This is a genomic window from Thermogemmata fonticola, assembly GCF_013694095.1.
GTDB lineage: Bacteria > Planctomycetota > Planctomycetia > Gemmatales > Gemmataceae > Thermogemmata > Thermogemmata fonticola.
The window spans coordinates 39,957-55,205 of the sequence record NZ_JACEFB010000021.1 but is presented as its reverse complement, the minus strand read 5'-3'; the positions used below and the strand labels follow the sequence as shown (position 1 = coordinate 55,205).

Here is a 15,249-nt window from a genome sequence, read left to right as displayed (position 1 = left end):
AGTGGTCAGTTGCGGCATCGGCTGGAGGGGCACAAGGGTCGGGTGTATGATGTTTCTGTGAGTGGTGATGGTGGGGTGGTGGTGTCGGGGGGTAGTGATGGTCAGGTGTTGGTGTGGGATGGTGTGCGTGGTCAGTTGCGGCATCGGCTGAAGGGGCACAGGGGTGAGGTGAAGTGTGTTTCCGTGAGTGCTGATGGCAAGGTGGTGGTGGCAGGGGGTGTTGATGGTCAGGTGCTGGTGTGGGATGGGAGGAGTGGTCAGTTGCGGCATCGGCTGGAGGGGCACAGGGGTGAGGTGAAGTGTGTTTCCGTGAGTGGTGATGGTGGTGTGGTGGTGTCGGGGGGTGGTGATGGTCAGGTGTTGGTGTGGGATGGGGAGAGTGGTCAGTTGCGGCATCGGCTGGCGGGGCACAGGGGTGGGGTGTGGGGTGTTTCCGTGAGTGGTGATGGTGGGGTGGTGGTGGCGGGGGGTGATGATCGTCAGGTGTTGGTGTGGAAGTGAGCGGCTGGTGGGCACTCCGAAGCCAGGGGGAACTCCTGGAGTTTTGACTAATCCGTCAGGGTTTCGATGGCGATGTGGCGGAAGGCGACCGGGTCACCATGCCCGGCGAAGCCGAAGTGGCCGCTGCGCCGTGTGATGCCGGGATGGGGCTGATTGTCCTTGAAGGTGGTGATGGCGGCTAGATCGGCGTGGAGGATGCGGGTACCGTTGAGTTCGACGGTGACGGTGGATTGTCGTACCGAGACTTCCAGAAAGTTCCACTGGCCGGCGGGGCGGAGGTAGCCGCGGGTGGCGGGGGCGATGCCGTAGGCGGAGCCGTTGAATTGGCGGGGATCGAGGCGGGCATAGCGGGGGTGGTCATCGTCGAGGATTTGGATTTCGCACATGCCGTCGGTGGAGGGGCGGCCTTTGCCGGGGTAGCGGATGGCCAGGCCGTTGTTGCCGCCGGGGGGGAGGCGGTATTCCAGTCGCACGGTGAAGTCCGCAAACTGCTCGCGGGTGTAGAGGACGCCGCTTTTGCGGGGCTGGCAGATGATCTGCCCCTGTTCGACGGTGTAGGAGGCGGTGTCGCCGGTCCAGCCGGTGAGGTCCCGGCCGTTGAAGAGGGGGCGGAAGCGGTCGGCGCGGTGCTGGCGGAGGCGTTCGTTGGCTTCCTCCGGGGGAATCTCGCGGACGAAGAGGTTGCGCCAGCGGATTTCGCCGCCGTGGGTCTGGAGGAGGATTTTGCCGGTGCGGGGCAGGGGGGCCTTGCGATTCCAGTAGTTCTCCATGCGGGCATGATCGACGACGAGCTGGTCGTTGAGGTAGACGGTGGTGCGTTCGCCGATTTGGAGGATGCGGAAGCGGTTCCACTGGCCGAAGGGCTTATCCGCCCGGACGAGGGGGTCACGTCCTGGGGCGCCGGGGGAGTTGTTGAAGAGGCCGCCAGAGCCGAGGTGGGGCTTGCGGTGGGGATTTTTCGGGTCGTATTTCTGGTTGGGGTCCCAGATTTGTACCTGGGGGGTGTTGCGCAGGTAGATGCCGCTATCCGCACCGGGGACGGTTTTGTATTCCACGAGCAGCTCGATGTCGCCGAAGGCGCGCTCGGTGGCGAGGTAGGGACCGCGGCCATCGTTGATTAGCTCGCCGTTTTCAACGCGCCAGTGTTTGCGGGCCTGTTCGGTCCAGGCGGCGAAGCGTTGGGCTTGTTCCTGGGGCGGGAGTTTTTCCAGGTCAGCGGGACTGGCCCCTTTGGCGTGGATGTCCCAGCCGTGCCAGCCGGAGAGGTCTCGGCCATTGAAGAGGGCGGTGAAGCCGCGGGGCGGTTGGGGGGTCGCCGGGTCGGCCGCGGGATCAGCAGCGGGGGTCAGGGACAGACCGGCGGAGGTCAGCATGGCGGCAGCGAGCAGGGCAGGACCAAAGCGGAAGCGGCAGGCGGCGGGCAGCATGGTCATTCCTCCGCAGCATGCAGGGCGGGGCCGGGGGAGAGACAAGAGAGCGTCACTTTTCCACGGTCAGCAAGATCGGTTCGCTGGCATAGCCGATTTTGACCACGAAGTTGATCGGGACGAAGGCCTGGACGCAGATGGGGACATCGGTGCAGGGCGGGGCATCCGGGGCGGCGCGGAGGGTGATCGTGCCGCGGTCGCCGGCGCCCAGGAGCGTTTTGCTTTTTCCATCCACGAGGGTCACGCCGGGGGGCAAGGGGTTGCCGTAGACCGTGCCGAGGTGGCGGAGCAACACGTCGAGCGTAACCGGTTTGCCGGCATAGCGGGGGGAGCGCTCCACCGTGACGTTGAGGGTGACTTCCTGACCGGGCTTGAGGGTGATGCGATTCGGTTGGACCTGGACGCGGAGAACGTCCGAGGTTTGGGTCACGGCCAGGGCCTGCATGCGGACATCGAAGCGTCCGCGCCCGCCGCCGGGGAAGTAGATTTCCTCCACTGCCGTCGCCGTGCGCTGGAGGGTTTCCTTTTGGCCGTTGTGTTCGACCGTGGCGGTGCCGACGACCCGCACCGGTCCGCCGCCAAGCGGAGCGCCGGCATCTGCCGTCAGCACCAGCAGCCCCTGGGTCATATTCGCTGGAATGATCAAGGGGTTGACGCGGACGCCCGGCGGCAGCCCATCCACGCTGATCGCCACCGGACCCGCGAAGCCGTGCTTCCGGTTGACCTGCACGTACCAGGCGGCGCTGGAACCAGGGCCGATCAGGGCGATGGAGGGGTCCACCTTGAGGGAGAAGTCTGGCTTGGCCAAGTCGCAGGTGAGGAAGTAGGCGTACTCCTCGCCGCCTTTGTTGTTGAGGTCGCGCAGTCGCAGGAGGTAATCGCCGTCAGCGGGGGCGGTGAAGACCAGGGCGCTGTCCTTCATCGCGGGGGATTGGTCGTCGTTAGTCACGAGCACGTTTTTGCCGTCGGCGGAGAGTAGGTCCAGTTGGGCGTCAAGGCGGCTGGTCAGTTCGGTGCCGAAGCGGCGGGCGAAGACTTCGAGGACGACGGTCTGTCCCTTTTTGAGGGAGAGGCGGAAGTGGTCGAGGTCGCGTCGCTGGCCGATGCGGCCGTTGACGCCGCCGGGCACGGGCAGGGGGTTGGCCTGGGCGGGCGAGTCGTTCGGTTCCTGTTCCCGCTGGATGGGCAGGGTGCTGACGACGAGCGGCACGGGATTGGTCACGCGGCTGCTGCCCGGCGGACGGAGACTAACGCTGTGCAGGCCCGGAGCGGCCGGCGTAACGGCGGTCCACTGGGGCCGTTGCGGCGTGGATAGGACCGGCTCGAAGACCACGGAGGCTGACGGCGGCACCCCGATCGGGAAAATTTGCTTCACATAGGGCCGGTCCGTGATCGTGACGGCGTAGCTCCAGCGGGAATCGCCGTCGTACTTGGCGTCGCGAATGGCCAGGCGGTAGAGGCCATCAGCGGGCGGCGTAAAGACCAGAAGCGGATCGGCGAAGCGGTCATCGTCGCTACTGGCCAGTTCTCGCCCGGAGGCGTCGGCGATGCTCACGAGCGGGTCGGCGTGCTTCTGCAAGTCGTGGATTTTGTCCTGCAAGCGGGCGCAGTGGACTTCGATCGTCAGAGTCTGGCCCGCTTTGGCCGAAAAGGTGTAGTAATCGACGCTTTCCGCGCGGTCGATCCGCCCGCACAGGACGCAGGGGACGGTTACAGTTTGGGCTTTGTCCGGCGTGTTGTTGCTGCCGTTTTCCAGGACGACGGGATCGTCCACGATGAGTAACTGGCCGAGGGAGGAGATGCCGTGGGCCGTGCGGATGCGGAACTCGCGCACTCCGAGTGGAGCGTCGGCGGCGGCCTTGATCCGCAGGGTCAACTGGCGGACCGCCGGCACCGGAGCGGTGGGTGCGGCCTTTGGCGCCTCCTTGGGCGGGACGATTTCTGCCGTCACTCCTTCCCCTTCGATGTGCACCGCGAGCGCCTCGGCGAAGGAGCCGCCGTTCGCAAAGACCGTCACCTCCTGCGTGCTGCCCCGCGTGACCGCCGTGGGGTGGGTATGCGTGATCATGGGAAAGGAGGTCTGCCCCCAGACCGGCCCGCCCCATAGCAAGCCGGCCAGGCACCCCGCCACACCGCCGAGGATGGCTCGCACACGGACCATAACTTGCCCTCCCTCCGGCAATTCATACTGCCAGTTCACAGGACCCGGCGTTTACCGCTCGAACCGTTCGCTGCCGGACTATTCACACCTGGGACCGTTCGCCCCAAAGGGGCCGTTCACCCCAAAGGGCTGTTCGCCCCAGAACCGCCCCTCTTTGGGACTCAGAATCGCCCCTCTTTCGGGCCGGTCAACCCTTGACCGTCGCCGGTTCGTACTTCTCCAGTTCCAGGGTCGATTCCGTATCCGCGATCTTGTAGCTCAGCTTGACCAGGCCGACACCTTTGGCGAACCACAGGCGCACCGTCGTCTTGGTTCCCCCGACATCCATATCGGTGCCTTCCACCAGGACCGCTTCAAACTCCCCGGCGGGGACTTTGATCTTTTCCTTGTCATTGACGATGCGGAAGGTCCCTTTGACCAATTGCCCGCCTTGCGTCCCGACTTTGCTGTTGATCTCCCAGCTTTTGCCCTTCTGAATGGACTGCGGGAGCACCTGGACTGGCGGGTTGATTTCGTCATCTTTGACCTTGACCCGATAGAGGCCGTCGCTTTTGACGCAGTACAACTCCGAAGCCACCACCTTACCGCTCACGAGCGTGTCCACCTTGGTGCACTTCTCATCCTTAAACTTCTCGTCTTTATCGACCAGGACCTCGACGGATTGGTCCTGAACCTTGTAAACCCACTTGCTTTTGGGAATGAGGGGGAAGTAGCTGCTGACGTCGGAGGAGGAAGCGGGGTTGGATTTGGGTTGGGTGGCCGCTTCGGCGGGTTTCGTTTGTTCAGCAGGTTTCGTTTGAGTAGGCGCCGCTTTGCTCGCTCCGATCTCTTGGGCGGACAAATGGCCCGCGACCAGAAGTGCAGCCAAACCAGTTGCCAGACGGAAGCAGAGGCACAATTTCATTGCGAACGACTCCTTGTAAGGTCCGTGTGCACCGAATGCCGTCGGCTAGCCCGCAGCCCGACGCTTGCGGACTGTTATACGACTGCATACGCCTCCGGTCCGCCGCCAGTTCGCTCCACTGCTTCCCGAAGGGTGTCGGTCCATCTCGGCAGGTTCCCGATGAGTGTTGGTTCGCCTCGGTGCTGTTCGCCCCAAAGCGGGGGGGAAAGTCATCCTCCCAGTTCACGTGGGGAAGTTGGCCCTGGGCCAGATTCTCACCATTGGGGGGCCGGCAGTTTCTCGCCGCGGGCGGCTTTGCTCAGGGCCTCTGGATTGAGCAAGGGGCGCAGGAGCTTGGGATCGTCCAGGTTTCGGCCAGCAGCGGACCATTGGAGCCGGCCGGTCAGGGGGGCGGCGGCGGCGTAGTATCCTTCGGGCGCGAGGGCGATCCAGAGGTTGTCCCGGCCGCTCCAGAGCGTGAGCAAGGGGCGCAGGTCCGCCGTGGCCCAGAGGCGGACCAGGCCGTCCGAGCTGCCGGTCGCCACCCGTTGGCCGGAGGCGTCGAGGGCCACGGCGAAGACGGCATCCGCGACCCGGACGGAGCGCAGCAGAGCACCGTTGCTGCCGTTGTAGAGGCGCACCGTGCCATCCCCGCCCGCTGCCGCCAGGATTTTCCCACCTCCATCGAAGGCTAGCTCGTGCACAGCTACGCCGGGACCGCCTGTGCGGTTCTTCCGCTCCGCCGTTCGCGCATCCCACCAGTTGATCGCTGTCTCCAGACCGCTGGTGACCACGAGTTGCCCGCCGGGCTGCACCGCCGCTGCCAGGACCTCGTCATTCATCCCGCTGAGTGTCAGTCGGCCCTGGCCGGTGGCGGCGTCCACGATCCGCCCCGTGCGGTCCTTGCTTGCGGTGACATACCACTGACCATCGGGAGCGAAGGCCACGGCATAGACAAAGTCCGAATGCCCACTGAAACTGTGGCGCATCTGCCCGCTCTCCACGTCCCAGAGGCGGACGGTCTTGTCGAAGCTGGCCGAAGCGAGCAGGCGGCCATCCGGCGAAAAAGCAATAGCCGAGACAGCATCCCGGTGTCCCGTGAGGGTGCGGCGGAGTTGGCCGCTGCGGGCGTCGAAGAGCCGCACTTCCCCCCGTCCTGCCGGTTGACCCCCTGCCACAGCCAGAAGCTGCCCGTTCGGCGAAAACTTGACGTCGTGGATCATCCCCAGCACGTGGGTCGAGGACCAGAGCGGCTGGACCCGACCCAGGTCCCAAACGGTAGCCAGCCCATAGCAGCCTGTCGCCAGGAGCTGCCCATCCGCGGAAAACGCCACGGCGGCCACCGGAGGCAGCGGGCCGATCGGTGCGGAAACTTGCAGTGTGCCGGACAGTTTCAAAGTCGGCGGCGGACTGGCCCGTGTCGGCAAAGACACCGGCAGGGTGCGCACCACCCGCAGCGGCGTGGCCGGCGCTTCCGTCTCCACCCGCCGTTCCCCTTCCGGCAACCCCGCTGCAATCCACCGCCGGATCGTCTCGATCTCCTGGGGCGGCAGGGGGTCCGCCTCCAGCGGCATGCGCTTCTTGACATCCGTCGTCACCAAGCAGAGGTAAAGCAGGGACTTTTCCGGCTGGCCCGGGGTGACTAGCGGCTGGCCTTGCCGCGCTCCCTGGCGGATGCTCGCGAGCTGATCCAGGGCAATCCCGGCGGAAATATCCACTTCCTCCCGCCGTCGCTCGTTGTGGCAGACCGTGCAATTGCGGCGCAAAATCGGGCGGACATCCTGCCACCAAGTGGGACTCTGGGCGGCTTGCCCTTTGGCTTCCGGTGCCGACCCGCCGCTAGTCGGTGGTGATCCCTTGGCTTTTGACGCCGACCCGTCGCTTCCCGATGACGACCCCTTGACTTTGGGCGAAGACCCGCCTGGCCCTTGGGCCGCCGCCAGCGGCAGCAGTAATCCCACCACGGCCCCAGCTCCCAGCAACGCTAGCCGGCAGCGACCCAATACGGTTGTCCGGCATTTCCTCATGAACTAGACCCTCAACAGAAACGGCAAGCTGTCCATCTCAAACCGGTGGGACTCCAATGGGTCGAACCGGCGGGACTGAATCGTGTCGAACCGGTGGCACTGAATCATGTCGAACCCTTGGGACCCTGTTGCGTTGAACCGGCGGGTTTCCGTCAGGCGGGCGTATCGGGACGGTCGGATGGCAGTAGGCGATCAGTAGTTGAACAGGAACTCCCGGCTGTTGGCCAGCACCCAGACCAGGTCCTGCAATCCCTCGCGCAGGTTCGGCGCGGAGCGGACCCAGCTTTCCGCCTTCTTAAGTTCATCGGCACTGGGGCGGCGTGACCAGGCGGCCAGGTACAACTCCTCGACGATCTGCGGCAGCGGCGTCTTAGCGGCCAGCAGTTTGTCGATCCGCCCGTTGGGATCGGCCAGCTTCCGCTGGAGGACCGCGCCGTTGAGCAGATGCATCGCTTGGGCCAGGTTAGGTGTGCTGGTCCGCTCGCATTCGCAGAGCACCTGCCGGGCCGGACGCCCAAAGGTGTCCAGGAAGTAGGACGCCACCTCGCTATCCGGCAACTGCACGGCGCGCGTTCCCGGCGGCAACCCCGGATACTTCTCTGGACTGCCCGTCAGGTCGTCCAGGGCGTCCGCCAGTTGTTCCGCTGTCAGTCGCCGCACCACCCGCCGGGTGAAATAGACATTGGCGGCATCCGCCTGGTTCCCAGGCGTCACCTGGGCCGAGAGCTGATAGGCTCGGCTGGTGAAGATGAGCCGCAACAGATGCTTGAGGTCGTATTTGCTGCGGATCAACTCGTCGGCCAGGGCTTCCAGCAGGGCGGGATGCACCGGCGGGTTTGTCGCCCGCATGTCGTCCAGCGGTTCCACCAATCCCCGGCCCATCGTGTAACCCCAGATGCGGTTGGCCAGGTTCCGGGCGAAGAGGCGGTTCTCCGGACTGGTCAGCCACTCGGCCAGGCGGAAGCGCCGATCCAGCGGATCGTCCCAGGATTGCTTCTTGTCTCCATCCAGAGGCCGAGGCGCGACAAAGCTCCCGCGGCGCGGATGCATGGCCTCACCCGTCGAGCGCACGAATACCACCGTCTCTTGGCCGAACAGGCCGAACTCCTGGCTTCCCTTCGTGCCGATCCGGACGAAAAAGGCCGTCAGGCCGTAGTAATCATCCTGGCTCCATTTCTCGAACGGATGGTGATGGCACCGGGCACACCCGATACGGATTCCCAGAAACACTTGGGCCGTACTTTCCGCCCAGTCCTCCGCCGTCCGTCCGATGCGGAAGAAGTTCGCCGGGCCGTCCATGAAGGTGCTGCCTTCCGCCGTGATGATTTCGCGCACGAAGCGGTCCAGCGGCACGTTGTCCCGCATCTGCGCCCGCACCCAGTTGTGGAAACTCCACATGCCTTTCTCTTGCAACGCCGTGCGGTTGATCCGCAGCAGGTCCCCCCAGCGCAAGGCCCACCAATCCGCGAATTCGCCCCGCTGGAGCACCGTCTCCACCGCTCGCTGGCGCTTGTCCGCGCCGGAGTCCGCCAGGAAAGCCCGCACTTCCGCCGGTGTCGGCAGCCGACCCAGCGCATCCAGATACAGCCGCCGCAGGAACTCCTCATCACTGCACACCGGCGACGGCGTCAGCCCCAGCTCCTTCCACTTTTCCACTAGCAGCCGATCGATGATGTTCTCCGTCGGATATTCCGGGAAAGAAGTCAGCCGGGCATATGGCCAGGTGATCTGAGCCACACTTGCCTGGCCGCCGAAGCGGATCATGATGTGCGTCTGCCCCGGCCCTTTCGCCCGCACCAAGCCGTCACTTGTCACTTCCGCGACGCCTTCGTTGAGGCTGTCGTACTGGGCATGCCGTGTGGCATCTGTCCGCCGTCCATCGGACCAGATCGCCGTCACCGCCAGTTGCTGCTGCTCCCCGTTTCCCAAGCTCCGCGCTGGGGGGAACACCTCCAGGCCCACGACTTCCACGTCGGTGCCGCTCGGTCCCGGCGCTCCGTCCGCCAGCCATTGGGCCAGGACTTCGTAATCCCGGCTGCCCCGCCGCAGGCGTTCCCCGCCCCCGTGCTCCATGACCAAGGCCGGCTTAGCCAGTAGAATGCTCCGGTCCGGCTCGGCCACCACCACGCGCCGCCCTTCGCTGCTCCGCACGATCTGGGCATAATCGAAGGCCGGGTCGAACCCGAAGAGCGACAGCCGGAAGCCGCCGCGTCCCAACGCCGCCCCATGGCACCCGCCGCTGTTGCATCCCGCCTTGGTCAGGATCGGTTCCACTTCCCGCACGAAATCCACGAGTTCATCCGCCGCGTAGCGCTCCACCCGCACCGGGACCGCCGCCTCCTGTCCCCCCGCCCGCACGCGCACCACCGTCTGCCCATCACCCCGCGGACGCACCACGCCCCCTTCCACCGCCGCCACCTGCTCATTCTCGACCTGCCACTGCGCCTCCCGGCTCCAGTCGCGCACTCCGCCAGCTCCCGCCGGCCCTAGCACCACTAGCCGCTGCTCCGCCCGCCGGCCGGTCAGCTTCACCTCGGCCGGATACACCACCAGCTTTCCCTCCCCCCCTTGCGGACCTTCCGCGGACCACACCCGCTCGCCACCCCAGAGCACCAGAAGGCACACACCCCAATACACCCGCAACCCACGCTGCTGGACTGGCTTCATGGCTCTTTTCCCTAGGATTCGACAAAACCTGAGATACGAACACGTAGGCGGGAATATCTTTTCAGGCAGGTTCCCTTTTATCCTGATACCTTCCCGCCGTCCTGTCAAGGATTTTTTTCTCGCACCGCCGCCCTTGTTCTCCGCCTACCCATGTGTCGACACCTGTCAGGATGCCGTCTCCCCTAGCGCGCCTGCCTACCTGTTTGCCGATCCGCCTTCGAGATTCCGAGTTTTCCACAGCGCCCTTCCGAGTCCGCTCTTGCGCTGCCGCGGGGTGCTGGAGCGTCCCTCGTTCCCTTCGGCTTTCGGCATCCTAAATCAATTTTTCACAATAACTTAGGATTGGCAGGAAAAAAACAGGCTCTGGCTTGACGCCCTCGCTCCGCTTCCCTAAGAAGCATCTACCTTGCTCCGGGAGGAGGCCGCCGTTGGCTCGTGGCCCTGCACGCCACCCTGACGCTCTAGCCTCTCCCCCTGAGCTTCCGTATAAGGGGATTGATCTGTCTGTGAGGGCAGACACCCCCAGGAGGATTTTCCCCCGTGTGACAGTGGACAGCGGCCTGCCGCCGTTGGCCTTGTCGGCAGCGGCCCACGGCCGTCACCTATACTTGAGGAATTGCCCATGACTGCACGCATTCTGCTCGAACCCTTGACATCCCGTACCTGGCCCATGCCGCCAACCCTGGAAGATCAGGACGATCTCCGCGCTCTCCCCGTCCTCCCCGACCTCTTCGCTTACGATGATGACGATGAGGACGACTACGACGATGACGACGAGGACTACGACGACGACGAGGATGAGGACTTCGACGACGAGGATGAGGACTTCGACGACGAAGACCTCGACGACGAATTCGATGAGGATGACGACTTCGACGAAGACTTCGAGGATGAAGACGAACTCGAAGACTTCGACGAGGAGGAAGATTTCGACGAGGATGACGACTTCGATGAGTACGAGGACGAGGACGACGAAGACGAGGACTATGACGAGGATGAGGACGATGACGATGAGGACGAGGATTGAGTCCTCCCCATCCGTCCGCTTTTCCTGACCCTTCACCCTGGTGCCGTTCGCCTGCGGTTGTAAAGCCAAGCTAGCCCTGTCGGCGCCGGCCAGAGTCGAGGGCCGGCTTTTCCTCGGCCCGTTCAGCTCAAAGCCACGTTGGCTCTGTCGGCGCCGGCCAGAGTCGAGGGCCGGCTTTTCCTCGGCCCGTTCAGCTCAAAGCCACGTTGGCTCTATCGGCGCCGGCCAGAGTCGAGGGCCGGCTTTTCCTCGGCCCGCTAGCCTCTCGGTAGTTCGCCGATTTCTCCGCTCGCCGCTCCTCCCTGCTGCTTCCTCACGCAGTTGTCACCGGCGGCACCGCATTTTGTCTGATCCTCATCCTGTTGATCCGCATTCTGTCGGGATTCGGGAATGAAGAGCAGCTCCCACGGGGGGGACGGCCTATTCCTCCCTTCGTGGTGCCAAGCGGCAATGTGTGCCCTTTCACTTCCGAGACGTATAGAAAATTCTGATCATCGTTAGTATATTCCAATGAAAAAAACGCCTACCGAGCTTGCATGACTTGTGCGAGCGCATTACAATTTCACGCGACGTCGGCCTCAGTGGTACCGCTACCACCTGCGGATCCTCCTTCCAGCGCTTCATGGTATTGGGAGTTACCGCTTGATCGCCCGTGGGGGAAGGTCCGCGTTGCCGTCCAGGAAGCTCGTGAAGTTGAGCAGCATCGGAGGCGTTGGGGCGTTCTTCCGCCGGAAAAAAAAAGCTGGGCTGTATTCCATCGGGAGGTGAGAGCGATGAATCTGAACCGCTGGTTTTGCCCGAAGTGCGGGGAGTCCTATGTGATGCAAACCACCTCGGCCAAGGCACACTGTCCTGGCTGTGGGGTCGCTTTGGTGCCACTGGCTCGCGAAGGAGCGGTGACGCCGGGGTCCTCATGGAATCCTGGCGGTGCAGAGGGCACACCCGCGGCTTCTGCCGGGCCGCCGCGCCCCGCTACCCCTGCCGCTCCGCCTGCCGCACCGATTCCGATTACGCCCGCCCGCATCGTGCCGCCTCCGCCGCTGCCTACCCCTCCGGCTCCTGCCGCCGTTCCGCTGGCTTACAGTCCGCCGCCGGCTTCCGCACCGGGAGCACGCCCACCTTCCGCAGTGGGGTTGCCGGCCCCCGCCGCTCCGGCTGGCCGAATGGGAGCCGGTTCTGGGGTAGCCCGCCGTCCCGTTCCCCCCGCCGCCCCCGCTGCGCCAACGCCCTCCTCCCCCTCCTCCACGGGACTGATCCTCCTCCTCATCGGCATCCCCCTTTTCCTGATCCTGCTCGCCGGCGCCGGCATCGGGGGTTATTACTACTACACGCAATACGTCAAAAACGAAAATGTATCCCAGGGTGGAGGGGGTTCCGGCGATGGGGGAGGATCGCAACCGCCTGGCGGCGGTGGGGGCAATGGGGACGGATCGCCTCCTGACATCCCGCCACCTCCGCCGCCCTCGGATGGCCCCCTGTCTCCTCAGGACATCGCGCGGGAGATGACCCGCTGCTCGGTCCTCCTGGCCGTCAAGAAAGGTTTACGGACCTACTACCAAACGGGTTGCATCATCGACACCTCCCATCGCCTGGCGGTCACCAGTAGCCAAATCTTCACCCAGCAAAACAACCCGGAGATTACGGTCTATTTCCCGATGTACGAGAAAACCTCGAACAATCTGGTCCATGACTTCTCGCGGTACAAGAGCAGCTCTTCCCCAGCATTCCGCACGAAGGGCCGAGCGGTCCTGCTCTATTCGCAGGCCAACCTGGTTTTGCTCCAACTGCAGCAGCTTGCTCCGAACGCTCAGGCCGCCGTTCTTCCATTGCAATCCACGGTGCAACCGGACCAGAAGGTCTACACCCTGCGCAACACGGTGGCGGGCCGCTCGAAATTGTGGCAGCTGACGCAGGACACGGTCCAGCCCAAGAAGAATAACAACTTCCTCGACGACCTCGAGGATTTGCTCGATGCCAATGAAAAACTTCTCCAAGGGAGTAAGCAGATGCTTGAGACTTTCGGCCTCGATGAGCTGGCCGAAGAGATGAAAGCCGATGAACTCCAGGAGATGATCGACAGCGAGCGCCAGATGTTGCGAAGCCTCAGGAAGCTGGTGGATCCAAACATGCCCGAAAATCGACAGGCGGTCTTCGCCACCCGCACGGTCAGCGACAAGGATGTCAACGGTGGACCCGTGGCCAACGACAATGGCGAATTGGTGGGGCTGATGGTGCAACGCAATCCCCGGAACCGCCAGACCTGCTTCAACATCCGTGTTTCCGAAATCGAAAATCTGGTCAACGAATACTTCAAAAAGCAGAATCAGACCTGGACGCCGGTTCGCGGACGGCAGGCGAGGGCCGAGGCGCAGGCCAAGCAATACGTTGAGCAATTGCTCCAAGTCGTTGAAAAAGGGACGGCCGAGGAACGGAGCAAGGCCCTCCAGAAGCTCGGAGAGCAAAAGTCCCGTGCTCAGGCGGCCATTCCGGTGCTGCTGCGCCTACTGCCGACGGCGGATCCGAAGTTGCAACAGGAGATTGAACAGATTCTCTATCTCTTGGGAGCGCCGTCCCCGGAGATGGCCAAGGCGCTCCTCGATGCTCTGGATTCCTCCTCCCCCGCCGCTCGCCTTTACGCCGCCAAGATGTTCGCCCAGGGTACGCCGACCCTTCCCGACGTCGACGTTGCGATTCTCGTCGCCAAACTGTCGAAGTATCCGCCGGAAATCCAGAAACTGCTCGTTACCGCCATTGGAAAAAACGGCGAGCTGAGCCACATCCGCCTCATCGAACTGGCCGAGATCACGCAGGGTACAGTGCAGGCGGAGTTGATCGCCAAGCTCTATGCGCTGCCGCCGCCGGATGCCTCCTGCACCGCTCACCTGGTCAAGTGCTTGCAGTCTCCCTCGCCGGCTTTGCGGAATTACGCCATCCGCATGTTTGCCAACAATACGCCGCCGTTGCCGCAGGAACAGCTCGCGTTGGCAGTGGAATTGCTCAAGGTCGCCCAGGGGGAAGCACGCCGGGACTTGTACAAAATCCTCAAGCAGGCCGGTCTGGCGGGTCGCAGCGTGGCGCTGGGAGTGGTCCTGGAAGGCGTGGCGGACCCCGACGCTGAGATTGCGGAGCTAGCCAAGGAATTGCTCGCCACCTACGGCCAAGCCCATATCAATGACAAGCCGCTGCTCCTGGAGAAGCTGCGCCATAACCATCCCGAGGTTCGGCAGCGCGCCCTGACCCTGCTGGTGCCCCTCTGTAGCGAGGCAGAACAGGCGAAAATCTGGGTCGAGGCGATCCGGGACCCGAACCTAGAAATCCGCCGCCTGGCTGCGCAAAACGCCTTGAAGCACCCGCTATTGCAAGCTCAACTCGAACAACTCGTCCCGCCTCTGTTCAAGGATACCGATCTCTCGATTCGCCGGATGGCGGTGCAGTGTTTGCAACAGCGTCCCCAACTAGCCCGCGGCTTGCTCGTTGAACTGATCGCCCGTTATCAGGGGATGACGGAAGATAACCCGGAGCTGGCTCAGGAAGTCGCCCTTCTGCTGGCGATGGTCGTACCGCCGGAGACGCAGCATCTGATTCTGTTGCGGGATTTGTTGCGGCATTCGCATGGTCCGGTCCGCCGGGAGGCCGCCCTGCGCCTCAAGGAAATGAAAACGGATGCGTCCGAGGCGGTTCCCGATCTGATCGAGCGGCTTCAGAAGGATGAGGACCTGCGGGTGCGCGCCGCCGCGGTGCAGGCCCTTCAGGCTATTGGCCCACGTGTGGCGGACAAGGTCATCCCTATACTGGATCAAATCCTGACCAACTACACGCCCCATCCCGAATTGAAGGCCGAGGAGGGCGGGGAAAACGGCAAGATCAGCCCGCAGGAGGAACTGCTCATCGCGGCGATCCAGGCGCTGGGTTCCTTCGGCACCCGCGGGCGTAACATTCTCGAAGCGCACTGCCGCAATACCCGCCTCAGCTTTCCAGCCCGCGAAGCGATCGGCATCCATCTGGCCAGCCTGAACGATCAGTCCGATGAGATTCTCCTGGCCCTGATCGAGCTGGCAGAGCAGAGCGAGAAGGTGCGGCCGGCCATCGCGGAAGCGGTCATCCGTCGGCCCAACACGGTGATTGTGAACGAAATGCTCCTGGCCACTTCCGCCTGGAAGCCTCCCAGCCGCGCCGGAGGACAGCGGAACGTGCCCTATCCCCTCGACTATCGCTCCTGGGCCATCGATACTCTGGGCCGATTGCGGCTCAACGACCTGAACTCCGAGCTGCGCGAGCGTGTGGTCAAACGCCTGACCTACCTGGCTGAGAACGACTCCAATCCCCAAATCAATGCCGCGGGCCGGGTGGCCTTGAAGCGCCTCAAATTGGGCAACTGAAGCGCGGAAGCTCCCCTGGCCGCCGAGGCCACTCCAGCCTCTTCCCTTCCGCCGGTCGTCCCGTCTCGCGGCTGCCTCGGGGCATTCCGCCTTCCCTGAGCGCGGGAAACCGCCCCTTTCCCCTCTTTTTCTCGGTATGAGAGTCGAGTGTTACTCGATCTTGGCGCCGCCGCTTGC

Annotated in this window: 7 protein-coding genes and 1 pseudogene; 3 read left to right on the top strand and 5 right to left on the bottom strand. The window is 63.9% G+C overall.

What is annotated here, in order from left to right; genetic code table 11:
- Nucleotides 1-501: pseudogene (locus tag H0921_RS17155) on the top strand (hypothetical protein); the annotation flags it as partial.
- 47 nt (nt 502-548) lie between these two features.
- On the opposite strand, the gene H0921_RS17150 reads toward H0921_RS17155, so the two are convergent.
- From H0921_RS17150 to H0921_RS18265, 5 genes are all read right to left on the bottom strand, one after another.
- Complete coding sequence (locus tag H0921_RS17150; RefSeq protein ID WP_228500059.1) at nt 549-1,928, bottom strand: 3-keto-disaccharide hydrolase; 1,380 nt, start codon at nt 1,926-1,928, stop codon at nt 549-551.
- 52 nt (nt 1,929-1,980) lie between these two features.
- Nucleotides 1,981-4,089: a PPC domain-containing protein gene (locus H0921_RS17145; RefSeq protein ID WP_194539754.1), complete on the bottom strand. Its 2,109-nt coding sequence runs from the start codon at nt 4,087-4,089 to the stop codon at nt 1,981-1,983.
- A gap of 187 nt (nt 4,090-4,276) precedes the next feature.
- Nucleotides 4,277-4,993, bottom strand: a complete 717-nt coding sequence (locus tag H0921_RS17140) for a TapB family protein (RefSeq protein WP_194539753.1) — start codon at nt 4,991-4,993, stop codon at nt 4,277-4,279.
- Between the two features lie 254 nt (nt 4,994-5,247).
- Complete coding sequence (locus H0921_RS17135) at nt 5,248-6,936, bottom strand: WD40 domain-containing protein (protein WP_194539752.1); 1,689 nt, start codon at nt 6,934-6,936, stop codon at nt 5,248-5,250.
- Between the two features lie 255 nt (nt 6,937-7,191).
- A complete protein-coding gene (locus H0921_RS18265; RefSeq protein ID WP_194539751.1) occupies nt 7,192-9,666 on the bottom strand; it encodes a DUF1549 domain-containing protein in 2,475 nt (824 codons plus the stop codon).
- A gap of 622 nt (nt 9,667-10,288) precedes the next feature.
- Here H0921_RS18265 and H0921_RS17125 point away from each other — a divergent pair.
- Both H0921_RS17125 and H0921_RS17120 read left to right on the top strand, forming a co-directional pair.
- A complete protein-coding gene (locus H0921_RS17125) occupies nt 10,289-10,693 on the top strand; it encodes a hypothetical protein (protein ID WP_194539750.1) in 405 nt (134 codons plus the stop codon).
- A 773-nt stretch (nt 10,694-11,466) separates the two neighbouring features.
- Nucleotides 11,467-15,072 (top strand): HEAT repeat domain-containing protein, encoded by a 3,606-nt coding sequence (locus H0921_RS17120; RefSeq protein WP_194539749.1) that lies wholly within the window; start codon nt 11,467-11,469, stop codon nt 15,070-15,072.
- Nucleotides 15,073-15,249 lie beyond the last annotated feature (177 nt).

What these genes read in the sequence shown, in the direction of transcription:
- H0921_RS17145 (WP_194539754.1), bottom strand. Translation starts at nt 4,089, where the DNA reads ATGGTCCGTGTGCGAGCCATCCTCGGCGGTGTGGCGGGGTGCCTGGCC.
- H0921_RS17120 (WP_194539749.1), top strand. Translation starts at nt 11,467, where the DNA reads ATGAATCTGAACCGCTGGTTTTGCCCGAAGTGCGGGGAGTCCTATGTG.
- H0921_RS18265 (WP_194539751.1), bottom strand. Translation starts at nt 9,666, where the DNA reads ATGAAGCCAGTCCAGCAGCGTGGGTTGCGGGTGTATTGGGGTGTGTGC.
- H0921_RS17140 (WP_194539753.1), bottom strand. Translation starts at nt 4,993, where the DNA reads ATGAAATTGTGCCTCTGCTTCCGTCTGGCAACTGGTTTGGCTGCACTT.
- H0921_RS17125 (WP_194539750.1), top strand. Translation starts at nt 10,289, where the DNA reads ATGACTGCACGCATTCTGCTCGAACCCTTGACATCCCGTACCTGGCCC.
- H0921_RS17150 (WP_228500059.1), bottom strand. Translation starts at nt 1,928, where the DNA reads ATGCTGCCCGCCGCCTGCCGCTTCCGCTTTGGTCCTGCCCTGCTCGCT.